20 protein-coding genes and 1 tRNA gene are annotated in these 21,725 nt (G+C 58.2%); 11 read left to right on the forward strand and 10 right to left on the reverse strand.

What is annotated here, in order from left to right; all coding sequences use genetic code 11:
- Positions 1-261 precede the first annotated feature (261 nt).
- From V6582_RS08195 to V6582_RS08210, 4 genes are all read right to left on the reverse strand, one after another.
- Positions 262-1,341, reverse strand: a complete 1,080-nt coding sequence (locus tag V6582_RS08195) for an IS630-like element IS870 family transposase (RefSeq protein ID WP_060718543.1) — start codon at positions 1,339-1,341, stop codon at positions 262-264.
- Between the two features lie 155 nt (positions 1,342-1,496).
- Positions 1,497-1,967: a hypothetical protein gene (locus tag V6582_RS08200; RefSeq protein WP_156633043.1), complete on the reverse strand. Its 471-nt coding sequence runs from the start codon at positions 1,965-1,967 to the stop codon at positions 1,497-1,499.
- A gap of 180 nt (positions 1,968-2,147) precedes the next feature.
- Complete coding sequence (locus tag V6582_RS08205; RefSeq protein WP_156633041.1) at positions 2,148-3,440, reverse strand: MFS transporter; 1,293 nt, start codon at positions 3,438-3,440, stop codon at positions 2,148-2,150.
- A gap of 33 nt (positions 3,441-3,473) precedes the next feature.
- A complete protein-coding gene (locus V6582_RS08210) occupies positions 3,474-4,337 on the reverse strand; it encodes a LysR family transcriptional regulator (protein WP_156633039.1) in 864 nt (287 codons plus the stop codon).
- 181 nt (positions 4,338-4,518) lie between these two features.
- Here V6582_RS08210 and V6582_RS08215 point away from each other — a divergent pair, with 181 nt between their 5' ends.
- The 4 genes from V6582_RS08215 to V6582_RS08230 are packed head-to-tail and all read left to right on the forward strand — an operon-like array spanning position 4,519 to position 8,560.
- Positions 4,519-5,514: a TRAP transporter substrate-binding protein gene (locus tag V6582_RS08215; RefSeq protein ID WP_156633037.1), complete on the forward strand. Its 996-nt coding sequence runs from the start codon at positions 4,519-4,521 to the stop codon at positions 5,512-5,514.
- Between the two features lie 9 nt (positions 5,515-5,523).
- On the forward strand, positions 5,524-6,042 hold the full coding sequence (locus tag V6582_RS08220) for a TRAP transporter small permease (RefSeq protein ID WP_156633036.1): 519 nt from the start codon (positions 5,524-5,526) through the stop codon (positions 6,040-6,042).
- Positions 6,039-7,325, forward strand: a complete 1,287-nt coding sequence (locus tag V6582_RS08225) for a TRAP transporter large permease (protein ID WP_156633035.1) — start codon at positions 6,039-6,041, stop codon at positions 7,323-7,325. Before V6582_RS08220 ends, V6582_RS08225 begins: the two co-directional genes overlap by 4 nt.
- Before the next feature lie 2 nt (positions 7,326-7,327).
- Complete coding sequence (locus V6582_RS08230; protein WP_156633033.1) at positions 7,328-8,560, forward strand: aspartate aminotransferase family protein; 1,233 nt, start codon at positions 7,328-7,330, stop codon at positions 8,558-8,560.
- Positions 8,561-8,591: 31 nt separating this feature from the next.
- Here the strand turns inward: V6582_RS08230 and V6582_RS08235 are convergent, their stop codons facing one another.
- The 4 genes from V6582_RS08235 to V6582_RS08250 form a co-directional block, all read right to left on the reverse strand.
- Positions 8,592-9,356, reverse strand: a complete 765-nt coding sequence (locus V6582_RS08235) for an MgtC/SapB family protein (protein ID WP_156633030.1) — start codon at positions 9,354-9,356, stop codon at positions 8,592-8,594.
- Positions 9,357-9,465: 109 nt separating this feature from the next.
- Positions 9,466-9,780 carry a plasmid stabilization protein gene (locus tag V6582_RS08240; protein WP_156633029.1) on the reverse strand — a complete coding sequence of 105 codons (315 nt, stop codon included), beginning with the start codon at positions 9,778-9,780 and terminating at the stop codon, positions 9,466-9,468.
- Positions 9,781-10,259: 479 nt separating this feature from the next.
- Positions 10,260-10,335 (reverse strand) — tRNA-Thr (locus V6582_RS08245).
- A gap of 83 nt (positions 10,336-10,418) precedes the next feature.
- Positions 10,419-11,384: an NAD(P)H-dependent flavin oxidoreductase gene (locus tag V6582_RS08250; protein ID WP_156633027.1), complete on the reverse strand. Its 966-nt coding sequence runs from the start codon at positions 11,382-11,384 to the stop codon at positions 10,419-10,421.
- A gap of 312 nt (positions 11,385-11,696) precedes the next feature.
- On the opposite strand from V6582_RS08250, the gene V6582_RS08255 reads away from it, so the two are divergent.
- Positions 11,697-12,965 (forward strand): hypothetical protein, encoded by a 1,269-nt coding sequence (locus V6582_RS08255; RefSeq protein ID WP_337739333.1) that lies wholly within the window; start codon positions 11,697-11,699, stop codon positions 12,963-12,965.
- 105 nt (positions 12,966-13,070) lie between these two features.
- Here V6582_RS08255 and ppk2 read toward each other — a convergent pair whose 3' ends face one another.
- Both ppk2 and V6582_RS08265 read right to left on the reverse strand, forming a co-directional pair.
- On the reverse strand, positions 13,071-13,955 hold the full coding sequence (gene ppk2 / locus V6582_RS08260) for a polyphosphate kinase 2 (protein ID WP_156633023.1): 885 nt from the start codon (positions 13,953-13,955) through the stop codon (positions 13,071-13,073).
- 191 nt (positions 13,956-14,146) lie between these two features.
- Positions 14,147-14,293 carry a hypothetical protein gene (locus V6582_RS08265; RefSeq protein WP_156633022.1) on the reverse strand — a complete coding sequence of 49 codons (147 nt, stop codon included), beginning with the start codon at positions 14,291-14,293 and terminating at the stop codon, positions 14,147-14,149.
- Here V6582_RS08265 and phoR point away from each other — a divergent pair.
- From phoR to phoU, 6 genes are all read left to right on the forward strand, one after another.
- Positions 14,293-15,552, forward strand: a complete 1,260-nt coding sequence (gene phoR, locus V6582_RS08270; protein ID WP_420360212.1) for a phosphate regulon sensor histidine kinase PhoR — start codon at positions 14,293-14,295, stop codon at positions 15,550-15,552. The two genes, V6582_RS08265 and phoR, sit on opposite strands and share 1 nt — an antisense overlap.
- Before the next feature lie 193 nt (positions 15,553-15,745).
- A complete protein-coding gene (locus tag V6582_RS08275) occupies positions 15,746-16,771 on the forward strand; it encodes a substrate-binding domain-containing protein (protein WP_156633020.1) in 1,026 nt (341 codons plus the stop codon).
- A gap of 127 nt (positions 16,772-16,898) precedes the next feature.
- The gene (pstC, locus tag V6582_RS08280) at positions 16,899-18,386 is read left to right on the forward strand and encodes a phosphate ABC transporter permease subunit PstC (protein WP_156633018.1); all 1,488 of its coding nucleotides are present in this window, start codon (positions 16,899-16,901) and stop codon (positions 18,384-18,386) included.
- Positions 18,383-19,720, forward strand: a complete 1,338-nt coding sequence (gene pstA, locus V6582_RS08285; RefSeq protein WP_156633016.1) for a phosphate ABC transporter permease PstA — start codon at positions 18,383-18,385, stop codon at positions 19,718-19,720. The genes pstC and pstA overlap by 4 nt, the downstream gene beginning before the upstream one ends.
- 97 nt (positions 19,721-19,817) lie before the next feature.
- Positions 19,818-20,633, forward strand: coding sequence for a phosphate ABC transporter ATP-binding protein PstB (gene pstB / locus V6582_RS08290; RefSeq protein WP_060719604.1), 816 nt, complete (start codon positions 19,818-19,820; stop codon positions 20,631-20,633).
- A gap of 43 nt (positions 20,634-20,676) precedes the next feature.
- Positions 20,677-21,384, forward strand: a complete 708-nt coding sequence (gene phoU, locus V6582_RS08295) for a phosphate signaling complex protein PhoU (RefSeq protein ID WP_015914769.1) — start codon at positions 20,677-20,679, stop codon at positions 21,382-21,384.
- Positions 21,385-21,725 lie beyond the last annotated feature (341 nt).

Raw genomic sequence — 21,725 nt, forward strand, 5'->3', positions numbered from 1 at the left:
GGGATACTTTGGCCCGCACCAACGCTTTTTCGCCCGGTCAGGCATAAACACGTCAATTGTAACATCTTATGTTATTTTCATAATTTACCCCCATGGCACCAAACTCGCCGGTGAATGCTGGGGTAACGTTGGCGCGATAAAACGCGATTGCCGGGTGGTCGGCATTGACATATCTCAAGTCGGGAAATTGCGCGCGGCGCAGTGCTTGCTGCTATCAAACGCTACCAGCCATGCAAGATGGCGAGCGTCCGGACGGACGATCTAGTGGTTTGATTCCAACACTTGGTGCCCACGCTTGACGGCTGCGATGATGTCGTCAGGGTCTGCTTTCCAGATGAACGGCTTCGGCTCTTCGTTGTGCTCTTTGATAAAGCGGTTGATGGCTGCCTGAAGATCAACGACCGAATGAAAGACACCGTTCTTCAGCCGTCGACGGGTGAGCTTTGCGAAGAACCCCTCGACGGCGTTCAACCAGGAACATGATGTCGGAACGAAGTGGAAGGTCCAGCGTGGATGCCGTGCCAACCAGGCCCGGACTTTGGGCTGTTTGTGTGTGGCGTAGTTGTCCAGGATGACGTGAACCGCCTTATCCTTCGGTAACTGAGCCTCAATCGTGTTGAGAAAGCGGATAAACTCCTGATGCCGGTGGCGCTGCATGTTGCGGCCGATGACGGAGCCGTCGAGAACATTCAGGGCAGCGAAAAGTGTGGTGGTGCCGTGGCGCTTGTAATCATGGGTCATTGTGCCGGCGCGCCCTTTCTTCATGGGAAGACCCGGCTGCGTCCTATCCAGCGCCTGGATCTGACTTTTCTCATCGACGGAAAGCACAATCGCATGGGCAGGCGGCGAGACGTAGAGACCGACCACATCGTGAAGCTTCTCGGCGAAAGCCTTGTCGTTCGATAGTTTAAAGCTGCGCCACCGATGGGGTGCGAGACCATGCTCATGCCAGATCTTGACGACTGAGGACGCCGCAATCCCCACAGCCTTTGCCATCGCGCGAACCGTCCAGTGAGTGGCTTCCTGCGTGGGCGGCTCCTGCGTCAGAGCAACAACCCGGTCGACAAGGTCAACCTCAAGCGGCGCAGTGCCGGGCGGCCGGCTCTTGTCGCGCAAAAGGCCGTCTACGCCTTCCGTCATGAAGCGCTCCTGCCATCGCCAGACGCAGGTCTTCGACTTAGCCGTCGCCTCCATGATCGCGACCGTTCCCAGCCCCTCGTCGGTCATCAAGATGATCTTCGCCCGCCACACATGCTTTTGCGGCGAGCTGCCTGCCGAAACGATTGCGTTCAGCCGAACCCGGTCGGCAGCGGAAACCTCAAATGTGACACCTGTGCGCATGCAGGACCGTCGCATATTCATGCAGAAATTGGAATCCAAAATCGGACTCTTTTGTCTCGATCAAACCACTAGCATCCAGGTACAGAGACCTGAATACTGTCGTTAGGGCGCATGTTAACGTTAGGGCGCGTGGGCCTTAAGACGGGCCTGTGGGATCAGGCGGTAATCGACGGTGCCGAGGTCGAGACAGTCGATGATGCGGACGATGTGCCGGTCGCAATGGGCGAGGCGATTGCATTGCTTCCATTGGCGGCAAAGCCGCTGTCAGTCTTGGCGGTTTTGGCTCCCTGTTGATTTTTCGAGCTGTCGCCAACATCAGGCGCCTCGACCTCCGTCGTATCAGCCATGCGATCATACGCATCCTGCGCCTGGGGCAGAGGCACATCCGGGAAGACCCGGCCCGCATCCAGGAGGGCAAACAACACGAGAGCGGGAGGCTGTACGACGTTCAGAATGACCTTATCCAGAACGTTGTCACCATTTCGCGCATCGATCGCCAGATTATAGGTCTCCCGCTCGGCAAGACTTAAGGTTTCCGGCAAAACGGCTCCTTCTTGAAACGGGCTGGCCGTATCTTCTTTTGCCGCACCCGCAGAAGGAACCGAGGTATTAAGTTGAACAATCATACTTGATCCTCACACTCTATCCGGGAGGAATTTATCATGGCCAGGTATGCATTCAGCTAAATCAATGATTCGATTTTTATGGACCTGCCTGTTTGAAACGAAGAGCCCCTGGATCTTTTTGTTGCCCTTTGTCCTTTCAGGAAAACAGCCTCTCCTTTTCCCTGACAATGGCTCCTCGTCTCAATGGGCTGCCGAGGGCGCTGAACGACCGGTTTTCTCCAGAGTGATCGCCAGGATCGAGGCCAGCAGGCAGAAAGCTCCGGCGATGAAGAATGCGGGTAAATAGCTCTGCAACTGCGTGCGTGACAGACCGGCACCATAGGCCGCAGTCGCAGCGCCGAGTTGATGGCCGGTAAAGACCCAGCCGAAAACGATACCTGCTTTTTCACGACCGAAGCGGTCGGCAGCAATCTTCACGGTTGGAGGCACGGTGGCGATCCAATCCAGGCCGTAGAAGACCGCAAAGATCGACAGCCCGTAGAAGCTGAAATCGCTGAACGGTAGGAAGAGCAATGACAGGCCGCGCAGGCCGTAATACCAGAAGAGCAGCCAGCGATTGTCGAAGCGGTCGGAGAGCCAACCGGAGCCGATCGTTCCGAAGAAGTCGAAAATGCCCATCACCGCAAGGACGCTGGCGGCGGCCACCGGCAGAATGCCGAAATCGCCGCAGAGCGTGACGAAATGCGTCTGGATCAGGCCATTGGTGCTGAGGCCGCAGATGAAGAATGTCGCAAAAAGAATCCAGAAGGTTGATGTCTTTGACACCTCCCTCAGCACGGAAACGGGTGTTGCCAGCATTGTCAGCAGGCCGCCGGTCTGTGGCGGTGGTGGTATCACCCGCTCCTCGCCGAAAGAGGGAAGGTTGAGATCGGAGGGGCGGTCACGCATAACCGCCAGCACGACGAGAGCAGCCAGCAGGATCATGCCGCAGACGAAAAAGACTGTCATTCGCCAGCCATAGCTTTCCGTCAATTGCGCCATCAGCGGCAGAAAAACCAATTGGCCGGTGGCCGAGCTTGCCGAGAGCATGCCGACGACGAGGCCGCGATGCCTGGTGAACCAGCGGGCCGAAACGGTGGCGGCGAGCACCATGGCCGTCAGGCCTGTACCGAGGCCGACGACCACGCCCCAAAGCACCAGAAGCTGCCAGATCTTCGTCATGAACAATGACCCAATGAAGCCGCTGGCAATCAGGATCATTGCGAAGACGATGACTTTCCGGACGCCGAAATAATTCATGAATGCCGCCGAAAACGGCCCCATCAGGCCAAACAGCAGAAGCCTTACGGCAAGTGCCGAAGAAATCTGCGAGGTTTCCCAGCCAAACTCATCCTGAAGTGGCTTGATGAGCACGCCTGGGGCGCCCATGGCTCCTGCCGTGACCAGCATGGTGAGGAAGGTTGCTGCAACGACGATCCAGCCATAGTGGATGTTGCGCCGTGCCAGCATGGAGGCAAGTGCATTGGAGATCATGGGGCTATTCCAAGGTGATACCGGTTCAAGGCATTATGCGGTAGAAAGAGAATGCTGGAATTCTGCACGCAGGAACGTCGCCAATTGCCTGACCGGCAGGCGCGGTTGCTGGGGCAGAACCATTGCCAACCGCAAGATCGGCAGCTCCGGCAGGCCATCATCAACCCCCAGCTTGCGCCAGTTCGCAGGCACCGCCGTCTCCGGCAGGACCGTCAAAAGGTCTCCCGAATGAACCGCCAGCTGAATTCCAGCAATGTCCGATGACGAATAGACAATGCGCCAACGGCGATCTGCACGATCCAGCGCTGCCAGAACCTGTGGCCTTGACCGGCAGCCGTCAGGAAAAAGCGCCAGTTGAACCGTACTGCTGTGTTCCGGGTAACGGTTTGGGGCCGCGCACCAAACCTGCCGTTCCAGGCGGATCAACTCACCCTTAGGCTCGGCCAGACTTTGCGTTATGATGGCAATATCCAGCTCGCGGCTTTCAACCATGCCTTCCAGATGGTGAGAGAAATCATATTGCAGGTCCAGATTGACCTTGGGATGCTGTGGCGCAAAACGCTGCATCAGCGCCGTGCCAAACAGTGTCAGGTAGTCATCGGGCATGCCGAGCCGAACGCGGCTTTCATTGCGGCCTTCAAGCAGCGTGGCCAGGGCTTCATCCTCGATTGCCCGTATGCGCCGCGCGTAGCCAAGCAATCTTTCTCCGATCGGCGTCAATGTGACCCGGCGATGCCCGCGATCGAACAATCGCAGATCAAGACGCTCCTCCCATTTGCCGATCGCCATGCTGACCGCGGCCTGCGTGCGCCCCAGCCGTTCCGCCGCCGCCGTGAAACTGCCTGTCTCGGCAACAGCTACAAAGCTTGCCAGTGCGTCGCTATCGAGATTGCGCATTCTGCTCCGCCATTGACCAGTCGACCGTCGAAACGCTTCCTATCTCTCAAGGCGCAACCGCTCCAGAAAACGGCTGCTATCAGCGGCGCTTATGCATCAATAATAAAATTGTCATTTTCAGCCGCGCAATGACAATTATTCTCATGCTGCGTCAACACAAGAAGAACGTAAAGGGGAATTCATGTTCACTCTCAACAAATGCAGTCGGCTGCCCGCCATCATGCTCGGCACCGTACTTGGTCTTTCCAGCCTTTGGTCCAGCACCGCCAATGCTGAAACAATATTGCGGCTGGCGCATGCTTCTGCGCCTGAAAGCCTGATCAATGAAGCGGTTCAAAAATTCGCAACGGAAGTTGGTGAGAATACCAAGGGATCGGTCAAGGTTCAGATCTTCCCGAATGCCCAGCTAGGCGACGAAGGCCCAATCGCCGACGGCGTCGGTGCGGGGTCGATCGACATCGGTCTCGGCGGTGCGGTCGATGCCATCGATCCGCGCCTCAACGTGCTGTCGCTGCCGTTCCTGTTCAAGGACGCATCAAACGTTCACGCATTTCTCGATGGCGAACAAGGCCAGAAGATCCAACGCCTCGGCGAGGAGCGCGGCTATGTGATGCTCGGCGTGCTCGACTCCGGCTTTCGCCAGTTTGCCACCAGCAAGCCCATCGAAAAACCAGCGGATCTGGCCGGCGTAAAAATTCGCACACCTCCCAATCCGGTTATTCTGGCCACCATGAAACAGCTTGGCGCCTTGGCGGAATCCATTCCTTTCGGTCAGGTCTATACAGCGCTGCAATCGCATGTCGTTGCTGCCGTCGAGCCTGAAATGCGCGATTACTGGGACTCCAAATGGTATGAAGTCGCCAAGGACCTGTCGATCTCCAATTATATCTGGACCGCCAACTGGTGGTACATGAACAAGGACAAGCTGGAATCGCTGACGCCTGATGAACAGGCCGCCGTGAAGAAGGCCGCGACAGACACCGTCGTCTGGTATCGCAGCGCGCTGGACAAGGCCTATGCCGACACCCAGAAGAAGCTCGAGGGCAAGGGCGTCAAGGTGACGAAAGTGGATACCGCACCGTTTGTCGCGCTGGTCTCGCCGGTCTACGACCAATTCTCGAAAGAATGGGGCAGCGATCTGGTTTCGGCGGTGAAACAAGCCGCAAGCGCGAACTGAGGCCCATCCATGGATCAGTTTTCAGAAAACCCCTCACCCGGCGGGTGGGGGTGGCTGAAGCGCATCTTCGAGTTTGCGGGTGTGCTGGCCTTCATCACCATGTTCGGATCAACCCTGCTTGGCGTGATTGCCCGCTATTTCGGTTTGGGCGGTTTCGAATGGTCCTTCGAAGTCGCGGGGATCGCGTTCATCTGGATCATCTTCATCGGGTTGATCAATGCCGAAGTGCGCGGTGAAAACGTGGCTTTCGAAGCCTTCAAGCACAGCGCCCCACCCCGCCTGCGGGCCGCCTTCGATGCCATCGCCAACCTCGCGCTTCTAACCATGGGGCTGGCTTTCGTCATCAGCGGCTGGGCGGTCTGGCAGCGCTCGTGGAAGGTGCCGACATCCGTCCTGCGCATGCCGACCGGCGTGATCACGGCGACCATCCTCATTCTTGGCGTCGCAGCCGTCTGCATTGCGCTCTACCGCCTTTCCCACAGGGTTCGTCCATTGCCGGAAAAGCCACAGGAAGGATCACTGCGATGACCGTTGCCGTCCTTATCCTCAGCTTTTCCTTTCTGCTGCTGATCGGCGTTCCCATTGCATGGTGCATGGGCGTGGCCAGCCTGCTGACGATCTATGTCGGCCATCTCGGCCTGCCCTTCGCCTGGTTTGCACAGCAGACGATCCGCGGTGCCGATGCCATCACGCTTGCGGCCATTCCTCTGTTTCTCTTCGCTGGAGAATTGATGAATCGCGGTGGGTTGACCACCCGGATCATGCGGGTCGCAGAACATATCTTCGGTCGCATCACCGGCGGCCTTGGCCTTGTCAATGTTGCAACAGCCCTGGTCTATGGTGGCATCAGCGGCTCGGCAACCGCCGATACCGGCGCTGTCGGATCGATCATGATCCCTGCCATGGCCGAGCGTGGCTATCCAAAAGCCTTTGCCGCCGCCGTCACCGCCGCCTCAGGCACCCTTGGCATTATCGGTCCACAAAGCGTCATTCTGATCCTCTATGGCGTGCTGACCAACACCTCCATTGGCGGCCTGCTGGTGGCAGCCCTGCTGCCAGGCCTGTTCATCGCGGTGACATTCATGGTCACGTCCTACATTGTCGCCAAGCGCCATAATTTTCCGCGCAACGAAACGCCTGCGCAATGGGGAGAGATTGGCAGGGATGCGCTTGGCGCCCTCCCCGCCCTGCTGATGCCGGTGCTGGTGCTGGGCTCGATCATCGGCGGCATTGCCACCGCCACGGAAGCCTCGGCGCTCGCCGTCGTCTATTCATTCCTGGTCGGAATCTTCGTCTACCGTGAGCTTCCGCTGCGGTCACTCTATTCGGCGGCGTCGGCTGCCGTGGCAACGACAGGCGTGATCATGATGATCATGGCGCTCGCCACACCGTTTGGCTGGATTCTGACGGTCGAACAGGTGCCGGCCAATGCCGCCGCCTGGATTACCGGCCTGCATACGACACCGCTCGTCACCATCATCCTGGTGCTGGTCTTGCTGAAAGTCGTCGGCTTCTGGCTCGATCTTGGACCAGCGCTGATCATCCTGGCGCCGATACTGGTGCCGATCGCCCTGGCGGCGGGCCTGACGCCCTATCAGACCGGCATCGTCTTCACCATGACGCTCGGCATCGGCCTGTTTACCCCGCCGATCGGCACGAACATCTTTGTCGTCTGCAATGTCGCGAAAATCGACATGTGGTCGGTCTCGAAATGGCTGGTTCCCTATTGGATTGCCAGCGTGGTTTGTGTTGCGGCGCTTGTCGCTTTCCCCATCCTGACCGAATGGCTTCCGAGCCTGTTTGGAGTTTAATGATGCAACATCTGGTTTGCGGTATATCCAGCGGCGGACGTGAAGTTCCCGATCTGGACGGGAAGAGGTTTCTCGTCGCCAATGCACAGGGGCCGTATGTCTGGGACGAAGACGGTCGGCGATATGTCGATACGGCCCTTGGTTTTGGCGCGACGTTCCTCGGACATACCGATCCTGTCGTCACCGAAGCCATCCGCGAAGCCTTGAGCAAAGGCTCGATGCCAGCCTATGCCCACGGCCTTGAAGAGGAAGCGGCAGCCGCTCTTGCTGCCCATAGCGGGGATCTGACCAAGGTCATCTTTCTCAATTCGGGCAGCGAGGCCGTGCATCTGGCGTGCAGGACGGCGCGTGCGCTGACCGGCCGGCAAAAAATCGTCAAGATGGCCGCGGGTTATGACGGCTGGTTCGATGACGTGGCTTTCGGCAATGCCGGCGCGCCCGAAGCGAACATGGCGACAAATGACCGGCCATCGAGCGGCAATACGTTACTCCTGCGCTTCAACGACCGGCAGGATGTCGAATTGCTATTTGAAGAATGCGATGATATCGCCGCCATCGTCCTGGAGCCGATGATGGCCAATGCAGGGTGTATTCTCGCCGATCCCGGATATCTGCAACACGTCGCCTCGATTGCCCACAAGCATGGCGCGCTGGTGATCATGGACGAAGTGCTGATGGGCTTTCGGCTCCATGGTGGCCTGGCAAGCCATCTGATGGGCATCCGTCCGGATCTTGCCACGGTCGGCAAGGCAATTGGCAACGGCGTTGCCGTTGCAGCTTTATTGGGCACGCCACAGGTCATGGCAGCCTTTGAGGACCGCCGCGTCAACCGCGCCGGCACCTATAACGGCAATCCGGTCGCCTGCGCGGCTGTGAAGGCGGCGATGAGCGTCATCGACACCGTCGATTACGGCGCACTCGAAAAGGCGGGGTCCGACCTTCAGGCCCATGCGATCCATGCCTTCAGCACAGCAGGCATCGACATCTGTGCCAGCGGCTACGGCACCGTCTTTACCCTCTGGCGCGGCAAGAAACCGCCCTCAACCTACCAGGAAGCGGCACAGCTGTCCGATAAGGATTTCACGGCCAGACTTCATACCGAGCTGCGGCGCAACGGCGTGATGTCGATGTATAGCCAGTTCGGCAGGTATTATCTTTCAGCCCGGCATGAGGAGGAAGCACTTGGTCTCTGGGCTGAGGCTTTTGAAAAGGCTGCCAGATCGGTCGCAGCCTGACAGGCATCAGGCCACCGTTCTTGCGGCGCTATCAAGTGATGGTCGTGCGATGTTCAAAACTGGCGACATCGTAGGTAGCACGTAACATTTGCACGACATGAAGGGCCGTGGGCATGCGCGGCCCACTCCTCCACCGCAACTCAAACAAGGCCTCGTCGTTTTGAATGTCGAGGCTGCGCAGTGCCGTGAATGTCGCTTCGGCTCCCTTGGGCAAGGAGTCGGCAATTTCAGGTATCTCAGCGCCCTTGGCGAGCCGGATACCAACCACACCCTTCTGTTCGGAGGAAAGCCACAGGCCAAGGATTTTCAACGGAGAAAGAACAACAAAACCCACGACCGAGGCGACAGCTCCGATAATGAACTGTCCACCGCCAAAGCACAATCCAATCGCCGTCATCAGCCAAAGCGTGGCGGCAGTCGTCACTCCGGTCGCCACATCGCCGCGCCGCAATATCGCTCCGCCGCCGATAAAGCCAACGCCAGTCAGAATGCCGAGCGGCAATCGCAGGATGTCCATTGAGCCATTGGCGCCCTGGCTTGCCGAGAGCAACAGATTGGCCTGGATCATGGAGATACAGGCCGCCAGTCCGACAAGAATGGTTGTCCTTAGACCCGCCGCGTGGCCACCACGCTCCCTGTTTATACCGAGAAAGATCCCGGCGACCACTGCGGCCAGGATGCGCAGACCGATATCGTCCCAGGTGGGCGTGATTGGCATAAGATCCTGTAATGACGACACGAACGCTCCTCTCGGACCGTCAGCAATGGGCTGCTTGCGAAGTGATGCGAAGCTCATTCTTTAGACGACTGAGCCTCGCCCCGGAATCGGTTCAAAGAAAAACCAGGCACCAGATATAACACGTTACAACACCGTGCGGTTCATGAAACGCACGGTGCTGTAACGGTCAATGATGGGCGTGCTGCTCATTATTTTTACGGGTCGCTGCGGCCTTCTTTGCTGAAGCAGATCGTTCTTCCTTGGTTCTTGTAGCAGAAGCCTTACCGCCCTTGCGTCCACCCTTTTCCGAGGATGCGTGACTTTCGGGGTGGCCGCGACCTGAACCTGATTTGTTGCCGCCACCGCTTTCTTTGTTCACCGTCGCCCAAGCGCGGCTTTGCGCTTCCTTTTCGGGTACGCCACGATTTTCGTAACTTTCTTCGATGTGCTCGGCCTTGCGGTTTTGCTTGTCAGTATAAGCGGATTTGTCACCACGGGGCATGAAACATCTCCTTTTGCTGATTTGAAGAACAAATAACCGCGCTGGAAGTGGTAAAGTTCCGAAATGGTGTCGACATGAGCGCAAAAGGCCACCATCACCGCTGATGGACGCGGAACAACCTGACCGCGGCACAGCTGCATCACTGGTGGAAAGTTCCAGTTACGAGCGGCCAAGAACTCTCCTAGAGCATGGGACCGAAAAAGGGGAACCGGTTTTCGGAGAAATCCGATGCGCAAACAAAAACCTACAGCATCGTACCGATTCCTATTTTCGGTCCGGTGCTCTCGTGCGTCGTTCACTCGTTTTTTGTTTATGCATCGATTTTCCTGAGACTTACCAGGTCGCAGCCTCCAACGTCACCGGAGGACACAAAGTGGTCTTGGCCCCCGTCTATAGGTTCCGCTGTAGTTGCGCTAATTTGGAAAGCGAAGACATGCGTCTTCGCAAACGCCATAGGCCTATGAATTCATTAGGGGAAATGGTGCCGCTTGCAGGACTCGAACCTGCGACCCCATCATTACGAATGATGTGCTCTACCACCTGAGCTAAAGCGGCACGCGAGGCCGAAGACCGGCCTGCGATGTGTGCGGGTGGATACAGGCAAACATCGCAGATTTCAAGATGCCTTTTGGTATCCGTTACACTTTTCCGCAGATCCTGTCGCGGGCGGCGCGATATTCGCTGTCCAGTCGATCGACCAGCGCGGCAACAGGCTCCACAGCCTTAATGGCACCAATCCCCTGACCGCAGCCCCAGATGTCCTTCCAGGCCTTGGCGCCGGAGACGGCGCTGCCGAAATCCATCTTGCTGGGATCGGCCTCTGGCAATTTTTCCGGGTCCAGACCTGCGGCTACGATGGAGGAGCGCAGGTAATTGCCGTGAATACCGGTAAAATAGTTAGAGTAGACGATATCGGCGGCACTGGCTTCGACCAGAGCCTGCTTATAGGCATCCGGCGCCCGCGCCTCTTGCGTGGCAATGAAGGGCGAACCGATATAGGCCATGTCGGCACCGGCTGCTTGAGCGGCAAGAATAGCGCCGCCGGTCGAGATCGAGCCGGCAAGCAGCAGCGGCCCGTCGAACCATTCGCGGATTTCCTGGATAAGTGCAAAGGGTGACAGCGTTCCCGCATGGCCGCCGGCCCCGGCGGCAACCGCGATCAGACCGTCGGCGCCTTTGCGGATCGCCGAATGGGCATGGCGATTGTTGATCACGTCATGCAGCACGATACCGCCATAGGAGTGGATAGCGGCATTCACCTCCGGCACGGCGCCCAGCGAAGAGATGACGATCGGCACCTTGTATTTGACGCACATGCCCAGGTCGTGCTCCAGCCGCTTGTTGGAACCATGGACAATCTGGTTGACGGCGAACGGCGCGGCGGGACGCTCGGGATTGGCGCGGTCATGGGCGGCAAGCTCCTGGGTGATCTCATCCAGCCATTCGTCCAGCTGCGCTTCCGGCCGGGCGTTCAACGCCGGAAAGGCGCCCACCACACCCGCCTTGCACTGCGCCACCGTCAGGCGCGGATGCGAAATGATGAACAAAGGCGATGCAATCACCGGAAGTCTGAGGTGACGAGACAGGATATCTGGAAGAGCCATTTGGGCCTCGAAAAATTGACGTTCGCGTAAACGTCAAAAGGTTAGCAGACCTGTCGCCGGTTGAAAAGAGCAGGAACTTCTGCCCGCTGCGCTGAGAAGACGGCGATGCGTATCCGGCTGAAAGGGTGGACCGAACTGGAACCAGAACTGTCGCAAGCCGCTCGCTACGCCTTATAATGATGTTTTTCCACTATCGATCCGTCGGGGGATGGGCTGCGGGCTTGCGGTTTGTCTAGTCTCCGATTACCGATTCAAGGGAAGAAGAATGCCCGATACATTTCGTCGCGGGCCATGAATGTGGAAAGGTCTCGCGTGAGCGGATTGGAAACGGCCATCAGAAGCGCCCTCGACCGGTCGGAGCGATCGCGGGCTGAAGTTCGGGCCAGAATTTACCAGTCTGCGCGCCAGGCTCTGGAAGCAGGTCTCAAGAAGCAGAATGTCAACGATCCGGAGACCGTGGCCGAGCAGCGGCACCGTCTGGAAGCGACCATTCATGCGATCGAGCAGCAGGAGCGGGCACGGCTGAAAGCCGAAGCCGAAGTTGAGCCTGTGTCACGCGCTCCGGTTCCACCACCCATGTCGCCACCTCTCTCGACATCAACCCCGCCAAGAGGTCCCGCGCCATCGGCCTCAGCCGATGCGAACTCTCCCGGCAACGATTCAGCCTCGCTGTCCTTCGGCGTCGACCGGGATCACGGGCGGCCTGCCGAACCAGGCCTCGACCTTGATGACGTCCGGGCTGAACGGCATGACCGGGCTGATCCGGCGGGCATGTCGAGTTTCGCTTCGTTTTCGGCTCGGCCAATGAGTGCAGAGCCAGAGAGCGCGGAAGACGAGTATGACGAAGAGCCTGTCCGCGGCATGCGGGCGGAACCCGTTGCAAAGCCACGCCGTCGCCGGGGCGTCCTGTCGCGCCTGCTGATTTCCGTCACCCTCCTGTCTTCCATCGGCATTGCGGCCTGGTGGGTCTATTCCACCGGCCTGCTGCTGTCTCCTGACCAGCGGCAGACGGGCGCGCCATCGCCGACGCCAACTGTGTCGTCGGAAGACTTCAACGGCGACCAGCCTGCCGATCAATCCGGCGGCGAAGCGGCAAATGAGCCAAAGACCATCGATCCGCAACGCGGTTTTTCCAATGATTGGATAGAGGCCTTCCAGCCCGGCGATGCCTCGAAAATCAAGGCACGGCCAAACGCCACAGCGGACGTGGTCGGCGCCAGCGATGGCCAGGCTGTCCATATCGTTTCACGCAGCACCGACATGGATGGCACGGCTGCCATCGAAATCGCGCCGGACCTGTTGCGGCAAATGGCTGGGGGAACCTCGACCATCGCCCTGACGGTGCAGTCCTTTGGTGAAAAACCGGTTCAGTTCTCGCTGAGCTGCGCATTTGATCGTCTGGGCGACTGCGCCCGTCACCGTTTCACAGCCAATCCGGAAAAAGCCGACCTGTTGTTTCGAGTGACCCTGCCGAATGGCATCGCCCCCAATGCGCCTGGGCAGCTTCTGATCAATGCCGATATCAGCGGTCAGGGCAACGGCATCAATCTTTATGCTGTGCGTGTTCTTCCCGGCAAATGATTGCCGCGACAGTATCGTTTTCTCGACCGAAACACGAAAAGATACTGTCGCAGATCAAATCTGCTGAGTGTCTGCTTTAAAACACCCTGCAGACAACGTCCGCCGTCACAGCATATCCGGCGCCTCTGCGACGATCTTTTTGTCGATCTCGCCGATCGCCTTGATGTCGCGGCCCTCATAGTCAAGGGAAAGCAGCATATGCCTTATGACATTGAGATGAGCCCGGCGCTTGTCATTGGCCTTGGCCACAATCCAGGGGGCGTGCTTGGTATGGGTTTCCTTCAGCATCCTGTCGCGTTTTTCGGTGTAATCGCCCCATTTATCCAGAGCCGCAATGTCCATGGGCGATAGTTTCCAGACCTTCAGCGGATCGTGACGGCGGTCGTGAAAGCGTTTGATCTGCATTTCCTGGCCGATATCGAGCCAGAATTTGAAGAAATAAATCCCCTCCTGCCGGATCAGCTTTTCAAACCGTGGCGCCTGTTCCAGGAAATGCTCATATTGTTCGGGCGTGCAAAAGCCCATGACCGGCTCGACTACAGCGCGATTATACCAGGATCTATCGAACAGCGACATGTCGCCGCCGCCGGGAAAATGGGTGATATAGCGTTGAAAATACCATTGGCCGAGTTCGGTTTCCGTCGGCTTGGTCAAGGCGACATTGTGGACCGAGCGGGGGTTCATATATTCGAGAATGGAGTGAATGGTGCCGCCCTTGCCAGCCGCATCCCGCCCCTCGAACAGGGCCATCACCCGTTTGCGGGTCGATTGCAGCCAGAATTGCACCTTGACCAGTTCGATCTGGAGTTTCTTCAACTCCTCCTCATAGACCTCTCGTTTCAACTTCTTGTCATAGGGATGACCGCCAGAGCTCAGCGCTTCCTTTTCAACCCAGTCCGGCAGAACCGGATCGTCGATATCAAAGGCGCGCAATTCACCCCTGATCCGCAAAGTTACGCCGCGACTGCCTGCCTGCTGCTCGTCATCCATTCCATTCTCCCTGTCGCCCGCACGGTCTGATGTGAGTATATTGACCATGAAACTGTCAAAATCTTCAAGAACCTGTTCGAAACGTGGGAGTGCGACGCTTCGTTCCCGTCTCTGCGTTGACATTCATTCGTGCGTTGGCGGTAAAATCCTGTCATGCAACAGGAATAGGCTATCTCTCCAGTCCACCCATATCAGGGGTCATTGAAAATGACGCTTGGTATTCCCTTTACAAATATCTCAAGCAGCAGATGCATTTGAGATATTTCCAATGCCTTCAAGACGAGGATGCGGTCCACATCTTCGAGACTTGGTATAATACCGCCGCCGGAGGTTTTCATTGAAGCAGTTATTTCCATCCTGGCGGCGCTTTGGCGAGCGATTGCGCGACCGCTGGGATTTTATCCTACTGGCAATCCTGGTCTCTGGCTCAGCCGTGCTGGCCGGTGCCGACAGCGAGTTCGGCGTCGTCTTGCTGCTGTTTTCGCTGATCGTTATCCTGCTCTATAAAGGCAGCGAAGACAAAGATCCGCCAGTGCATTTACCTGTGGCGCCCTCGCCTGTCTTGCCGCATGGCGAGGAAGTCGAGGGGCTTGTCCAGGCGACAATTGCGGCCATCGACCTGCCCTGCGTGGTCTTCGGCTCGGATGGCGGGGTCGTCTTTCAGAACGGTGCCGCCGAAAAGGCCTTTGGCAAATTGGAAACGGGCATGCATATTTCTGCCCGCTGGCGCTCACCCGGCATTCTCGACATGGTGCGTGAAACGGTCGGCAATGGCTTGCCCAACCAGATCGAGCATTCCGAAGTCCTGCCCTCCGAGCGGGTCTTCGCGGTGCGGGTCGCGCCCCTGTCCCTGCCACAACTGAAGAGAGAAACAGCCCTTTTCGTCATGACGTTTCGCGATATTTCGGAGCTGCGCCGCATCGACAGAATGCGTTCGGATTTCGTCGCCAATGCCAGCCACGAACTGCGCACGCCGCTCGCCTCCTTGCGCGGTTTCATCGAGACCCTGCTCGGCCCCGCCCGCAACGACCTGAAGGCGCAGGAGCGCTTTCTGGGCATCATGCTGGATCAGGCCAACCGGATGAGCCGGCTGGTGGACGATCTGCTATCCCTGTCCCGGCTGGAGCTGAAAGCCCATCTGGCACCCGACCAGAAAGTGGCGCTCCAGCCTGTTCTGACCCATGTGCGTGACAGCTTGAGCCCGCTGGCCGCAGACCTCGATGTGGATCTGCGCCTGCATCTGCCGCAAGAGAGCGTCGAGGTCACCGGCGACCGCGACGAACTGATCCAGGTGTTCGAAAACCTGATCGAAAATGCCTGCAAATATGGACAGGAAGGCAAGCAGGTGGATGTCTTTCTGCGCCAGAAGGCCAGCGGCGTGGAAGTCAGCGTGGTGGACAAGGGGCCTGGCGTGCCCGCCGAGGATGTACCGCGCCTGACGGAACGCTTTTACCGTGTCAGTGTTGCCGATAGCCGTTCCAAGAAAGGAACCGGGCTGGGGCTTGCCATCGTCAAGCATATCCTGACCCGACACCGGGCGCGGCTGATCATCCGCTCGGAACTTGGCCAGGGGACCGATTTTACCGTCCGATTTTGACAGATCTCACACATCTTTCCGGCCCCAGTAATATTTGCCTATGTATATCAATTGGTTGAACTGTCACAAATGTTTCACCTAACTGACATAAAAGCAAAGCCTGTCGGGGCTTAAGAACAAGCCGCCGGAGCACGGCGATTGTAAGCGACAGACGCTTGCATCCCACACGAAAGCTCATTCTCGGGAGAGATAAATGAATATGCTGAAACTGTCCGTAGCGGCTCTGGTCGCCTCAGTCGCCTTTGCTGGCGCCGCCGCTGCGCGTGATCAGGTCCAGATCGCTGGTTCCTCCACCGTTCTTCCCTATGCCAAGATCGTTGCCGAAACCTTTGGCGAGACCTTTACCAAGTTCAAGACCCCGGTCGTCGAATCCGGCGGCACCGGCGCTGGCCTGAAGGAATTCTGCAAGGGCGTTGGCCCGGAAACCATTGATATCGCCAATGCTTCGCGCCCGATCAACAAGTCTGAAGCCGAAGCCTGCAAGGCAGCTGGCGTGACGGACATCCAGGAAGTCAAGTTCGGCTATGACGGCATCGTTTTCGCCGTCGATAGCTCCAACAAGGACCTCGCCCTGGTGCCGACCGACCTTTACAAGGGTCTGGCTGCGGAAGTCGTGGTTGACGGCAAGCTTGTTCCCAACCCTTACAAGAAGTGGTCGGAAGTCAACAAGGACCTGCCGGACACCGACATCATGGCGTTCATTCCGGGCGAAAAGCACGGCACGCGCGAAGTGTTCGAAGTCAATGTCCTTCAGCAGGGCTGCAAGGACGCTGGCGCTCTTGATGTGATCAAGGCTGCGATCGGCGAAAAGGATGCTCCCAAGAAGTGCATCGCCGTACGTAAGGATGGCAAGGCTGTCGATATCGATGGCGATTACAGCGAAACGCTGGCCCGTATCTCTGCCAACAAGACCGCCATTGGCGTGTTTGGCCTGTCCTTCTATGAAAACAATGCCGACAAGCTGAAGGTCGCCACCGTTTCCGGCGTCAAGCCTTCGGTTGAAACCGTTGCCACTGGCAAATACCCGGTTTCGCGTCCGCTGTTCTTCTACGTCAAGAAGGCCCATCTCGGCGTCATTCCTGGCATGAAGGAATATGTCGACTTCTTCCTGTCCGAGCAGATGATCGGCCCTGACGGCCCACTGGCCAATTACGGTCTGGTTCCGGCTCCCGACAAGGAACGCGAAGAGTTCCGCGCCAAGTTCACCGCTGGCAAGTAAGTCTTTGTGGCTGGCGCGGACATTTGCCGCGCCAGCCTCATCATGATGTTGCGGTTGATGTTTATTGATGACGTAACATGCGGCCCGGCCCTTGGCGGCAGGGCGTGGAGAGGCCGGGGATGGTAGAATGAGTACGTCAATCCTAATTTTCATCGTTATTGCTATCGGGATCATCGGCTACCTGCTGGGCTCGTCGCGGGCGCAGTCGCTCGCGCAAGGCCGCGCATCCGCCCTGCATTCCCGCTATGGCTATCATGGCAGTTTCGTTTCCATTCTGGCGGTTGTGCCTGCTTTCCTGGTGCTGGGTCTCTGGATGGCGATTGCGCCATCGCTGATCGAAACCCGGGTACGCGAGGCGATGCCCGATACGGTCAAGGCGCAGGCCGGAGCCACCCAGAACCTCAATTACGGCACGATCGGTGCGATCGCGCGCGGCCTGAAGAGCCTTGACGACGAGCAATTGGCCAAGCTGAAAAGCGCCGATGCCACGACGGCCCGCACCATGCTGGCCGAACAGGGCGTGCCGCTGGCCGGTGAGCCTGAGCCTTACATGATCGTAGCCGCCGAGGCGCTGAACGGCATGCGCGCCATCAACGACATGGCGCTGACCATCGTGGTGATTGCCACCTCGCTCGCAGGCGCCCTGTTTGCGCTGCGGTTGATTGCGCCGCGCTTTCGTGCGCGCAACCGGGTCGAACAGGCCATTCAGGCGGCGCTGGTGATCTGCTCTTCCATCGCCATTCTGACCACGGTCGGCATTATCCTGTCGATGTTGACGGAAGCCACCCACTTTTTCCGGGAGGTTCCGGCCTGGCGCTTCTTCTTCGGTACGGTCTGGGATCCCCGTTTTGCAGCCGCTGGCGCTACAGATACCGGCGGCCAGTTCGGATTGATCCCACTTCTGCTCGGAACGCTCTATATCGGCGTTGTCGCCATGCTGTTTGCCGTGCCCGTCGGCCTGTTTGCAGCCATCTACATGGCCGAATATGCCTCGCCACGGCTGCGCGCCATCACCAAGCCGCTGCTGGAAGTGCTGGCGGGCATTCCGACCATCGTCTACGGTTTCTTCGCGCTGACCTCGGTCGGTCCGTTCCTGCGCGATATATCCGCCAAGATCAACGGCATTGCCACCGGTGATTTCGCCAGCTTCATCCAGGCACAGAGCGTGTTGACGGCAGGCTTCGTCATGGGGATCATGCTGATCCCCTACGTCTCCTCCCTGTCGGACGACATCATCACCGCTGTGCCGCGTTCGCTTCGGGACGGCTCGCTCGGCCTGGGCGCCACACGGTCGGAAACCGTCAAACGGGTGATCCTGCCCGCAGCACTTCCGGGTATTGTCGGCGCCTTGCTGATGACCGCCTCGCGCGCCATCGGCGAAACCATGATCGTGGTGCTGGCCGCAGGCGTTGCAGCACGTATCCAGCTTAATCCTTTCGAGCCGATGACAACGGTCACCGTCAAGATCGTCAACCAGCTGACAGGCGACCTTGAATTCACCTCGCCGCAAACACTGGTGGCCTTCGCGCTGGGTATTACCCTGTTTGCCATCACGCTTTGCCTTAATATCTATGCACTTTACATCGTGCGCAAATACCGGGAGCAGTACGAATGAGCGAGACCCTCTCCCCCGCTGCGGCAGGCCACGGCGCTGGCGCCCTTGCCCCTGTATCACGCCCTCGCCGGGACATTGGCATCAAGCGCCGCTATGCCGCCGAGCGCCGGTTCCGGGCCTATGGTATCATCGCCATCAGCTTCGGCTTGCTGTTCTTGTTCCTGCTGCTCGCTTCGGTGATTTCCAAGGGCTACACGGCCTTCTGGCAGACCACGATCACCGTGCCGGTTGAGTTCAGCGAAAAGCTGATCGATCCGAGCAATCAGCGCGCGACAAATCCCGATGTGTTGGTTGCGGCCAATTATCCGGTTCTGGTGCGCAATGCGCTTGCGGCCAAACTGAAGATCGACACCTCGAACCGTCCGGCAATGAAGCAATTGACCGAGATGGTCTCCGACAATGTTCGCGTACAATTGCGCAACATGGTCGTTGCCGATCCATCGATCATCGGCAAGACGGTTCCGGTTTCGGTCCTGGCCAGTGCCACAGTCGATACGGCCTTCAAGGGACAATTCGACCTGACGGTCGATGAGAGCAGCCGAAAGATTTCCGATCAGCAGATCGGCTGGATGAATGCGCTGGCTGAAAGTGGCGCCCTGGCCAAATCCTTCAATACCGGCATTTTCGTCAACGGCGCATCCAGCCGTCCAGAAGCGGCAGGCGTTGGCGTGGCTTTGATCGGGACCGCCTATATGATGCTGACCGTGCTGGTCCTGTCTCTGCCGATCGGGGTTGCTGCCTCGATCTATCTGGAAGAATTTGCCCCGAAGAATCGTTGGACCGACCTGATCGAGGTTAATATCAACAATCTCGCGGCCGTTCCCTCTATCGTCTTCGGCCTGCTGGGTCTGGCGGTGTTCATCAACTTCGCCGGTCTGCCGCGCTCGGCCTCGCTGGTCGGCGGCCTGGTGCTGACCTTGATGACCCTGCCGACGATCATCATCGCCACTCGCGCAGCCTTGAAAGCCGTGCCTCCGTCGATCCGCGCTGCGGCACTGGGTCTGGGTGCGTCCAAGATGCAGACGGTCTTCCACCATGTGTTGCCGCTGGCCATGCCTGGCGTGTTGACCGGCACGATTATCGGCCTTGCCCATGCGTTGGGCGAGACCGCGCCGCTGCTTCTGATCGGCATGGTGGCTTTCGTGGCGGATTATCCGGGCACGCCGCTCGATCCGTCGACGGCGCTGCCGGTACAGATCTATATGTGGGCCAATGAAGCGGAACGCGCTTTCGTAGAGCGGACGTCCGGCGCCATCATCATTCTGCTGATCTTCCTGCTGATCATGAATGTCGGTGCCATCCTGCTGCGCAGGCGGTTTGAGCGGCGGTGGTAGAAACCAGCCGAAGCATGGTCCTGGACGATGACGTCCAGGAAAGTTCATCGGGCCTACGTCAAGCGATTGCGAAAAGACAGGCCGGAGGGTTAAGAACATGAACATGATGTCTGAAGCAGCAGTTGAAAAGGCCTTGGATCAGAAGATGACCGAAGTGAACACCAAGATGGTCGGCAAGGATGTGTCCGTTTACTACGGCGAAAAGCGCGCCCTGTTCGACGTAAACCTGAATGTCCGCGAAAATACCGTTACGGCGCTGATCGGTCCTTCGGGTTGCGGCAAGTCTACTTTCTTGCGGACGCTGAACCGCATGAACGACACCATCGATCATTGCCGGGTCACCGGCCTTATCACCCTCGATAATATGGATATCTACGATCCATCCATCGACGTCGTCGAGCTTCGCGCCCGCGTCGGCATGGTGTTCCAGAAGCCGAACCCCTTCCCCAAGTCGATCTACGAAAACATTGCTTACGGCCCGCGCATCCATGGTCTGGCCCGCAACAAGGCGGACATGGACCAGATCGTTGAAAAGAGCCTTCAGCGCGCCGGTCTTTGGAATGAAGCAAAGGATCGCCTTCAGGAGCCGGGAACGGGCCTGTCCGGCGGACAGCAGCAGCGTCTGTGCATTGCCCGCGCCATTGCCGTCAGCCCCGAAGTGATCCTGATGGACGAGCCCTGCTCGGCCCTGGACCCGATTGCCACGGCCAAGGTGGAAGAGCTGATCCACGAATTGCGGGCCAATTTCACCATCGTCATCGTCACCCATTCGATGCAGCAGGCCGCCCGCGTATCCCAACGCACGGCAATGTTCCATCTCGGCCAGCTGGTCGAGGAAAACGATACCGACAAGATGTTCACCAACCCGGACGACCAGCGGACCCAGGACTATATCATGGGCCGGTTCGGCTGATCCGACGGTTGATTGAAAACGCATCTTTTTAAAGGATCAGAACATGACAGCGCATATCTACACCGCCTTTGACGAGGAACTGAAATATCTGATGCGCCGCATTTCGGAAATGGGCGGTCTGGCCGAGCAGATGGTGGGTGAATCCGTTCGCGCGCTGGTCAATTCCGATGCCGCCCTCGCCCAGAAGGTGATCTCCGACGACGTGATCATGGACAATGCCGAGCGTGAAGTGGGTGACAAGGCGATTGTCACCATTGCAAAACGCCAGCCCATGGCCGCCGATCTGCGCGAAATCATCGGTGCGCTCAGGATCGCCTCGGATCTGGAACGGGTCGGCGATCTCGGCAAGAACAATGCCAAGCGGGTCATGGCCGTGCAAGGCACCGGCGTGCCGCGCAAGCTGGCTCGCGGCATCGAGCATCTTTCGGAACTGGCGATGACCCAGCTCAAGGAAGTGCTGGATGTCTATACCACCCGCTCGGCGGAAAAGGCCAAGTCGATCCGCGACCGCGATGAGGAGATCGATGCGATCTACACCTCGCTGTTTCGCGAATTGCTGACCTATATGATGGAAGATCCGCGCAACATCACCACCTGCACGCACCTGCTGTTCTGCGCCAAGAATATCGAGCGCATCGGCGACCATGCCACCAATATCGCCGAGACCATCTATTACATGGCCACTGGCGCACAGCCCGAGGGTGAGCGCCCGAAGGACGACACGACGACCGCTTTCGGGGTCGCCGATTGAGATGACAGTGCGAGGATGCTGACCCATCCTCGCGTAGAATGACTTGCTGCTATCTCAAGGCATCAAGACCTGAGATATCAGAGAAAAGCATATCAACAGCCATGGTCAATGGCTGCTGGTATGAAACCATGACGGAGATTGGCATCGGACACCTGAGCGTCTGACGCCAAATGGGGTGGGGGCTTCACCCGAAGGTTCGACCTGTGGCGACAGGCCAGCCTTCCAGTCACAGTAGAGCGCCATTGTGAAGCGCAAACATGCTGTAAACATCGAAATTCTCGTATTGCCGTGTTCTTTTTCGCCAGAGCGGACAAGGAAAGGCTTGCGGGAAGACTCTCTCA

Source organism: Agrobacterium vitis (assembly GCF_037039395.1).
GTDB lineage: Bacteria > Pseudomonadota > Alphaproteobacteria > Rhizobiales > Rhizobiaceae > Allorhizobium > Allorhizobium vitis_E.

What these genes read in the sequence shown, in the direction of transcription:
- V6582_RS08195 (WP_060718543.1), bottom strand. Translation starts at nt 1,341, where the DNA reads ATGCGCACAGGTGTCACATTTGAGGTTTCCGCTGCCGACCGGGTTCGG.
- V6582_RS08200 (WP_156633043.1), bottom strand. Translation starts at nt 1,967, where the DNA reads ATGATTGTTCAACTTAATACCTCGGTTCCTTCTGCGGGTGCGGCAAAA.
- V6582_RS08205 (WP_156633041.1), bottom strand. Translation starts at nt 3,440, where the DNA reads ATGATCTCCAATGCACTTGCCTCCATGCTGGCACGGCGCAACATCCAC.
- V6582_RS08210 (WP_156633039.1), bottom strand. Translation starts at nt 4,337, where the DNA reads ATGCGCAATCTCGATAGCGACGCACTGGCAAGCTTTGTAGCTGTTGCC.
- V6582_RS08215 (WP_156633037.1), top strand. Translation starts at nt 4,519, where the DNA reads ATGTTCACTCTCAACAAATGCAGTCGGCTGCCCGCCATCATGCTCGGC.
- V6582_RS08220 (WP_156633036.1), top strand. Translation starts at nt 5,524, where the DNA reads ATGGATCAGTTTTCAGAAAACCCCTCACCCGGCGGGTGGGGGTGGCTG.
- V6582_RS08225 (WP_156633035.1), top strand. Translation starts at nt 6,039, where the DNA reads ATGACCGTTGCCGTCCTTATCCTCAGCTTTTCCTTTCTGCTGCTGATC.
- V6582_RS08230 (WP_156633033.1), top strand. Translation starts at nt 7,328, where the DNA reads ATGCAACATCTGGTTTGCGGTATATCCAGCGGCGGACGTGAAGTTCCC.
- V6582_RS08235 (WP_156633030.1), bottom strand. Translation starts at nt 9,356, where the DNA reads ATGAGCTTCGCATCACTTCGCAAGCAGCCCATTGCTGACGGTCCGAGA.
- V6582_RS08240 (WP_156633029.1), bottom strand. Translation starts at nt 9,780, where the DNA reads ATGCCCCGTGGTGACAAATCCGCTTATACTGACAAGCAAAACCGCAAG.
- V6582_RS08250 (WP_156633027.1), bottom strand. Translation starts at nt 11,384, where the DNA reads ATGGCTCTTCCAGATATCCTGTCTCGTCACCTCAGACTTCCGGTGATT.
- ppk2 (WP_156633023.1), bottom strand. Translation starts at nt 13,955, where the DNA reads ATGGATGACGAGCAGCAGGCAGGCAGTCGCGGCGTAACTTTGCGGATC.
- V6582_RS08265 (WP_156633022.1), bottom strand. Translation starts at nt 14,293, where the DNA reads ATGAAAACCTCCGGCGGCGGTATTATACCAAGTCTCGAAGATGTGGAC.
- V6582_RS08275 (WP_156633020.1), top strand. Translation starts at nt 15,746, where the DNA reads ATGAATATGCTGAAACTGTCCGTAGCGGCTCTGGTCGCCTCAGTCGCC.
- pstC (WP_156633018.1), top strand. Translation starts at nt 16,899, where the DNA reads ATGAGTACGTCAATCCTAATTTTCATCGTTATTGCTATCGGGATCATC.
- pstA (WP_156633016.1), top strand. Translation starts at nt 18,383, where the DNA reads ATGAGCGAGACCCTCTCCCCCGCTGCGGCAGGCCACGGCGCTGGCGCC.
- pstB (WP_060719604.1), top strand. Translation starts at nt 19,818, where the DNA reads ATGAACATGATGTCTGAAGCAGCAGTTGAAAAGGCCTTGGATCAGAAG.
- phoU (WP_015914769.1), top strand. Translation starts at nt 20,677, where the DNA reads ATGACAGCGCATATCTACACCGCCTTTGACGAGGAACTGAAATATCTG.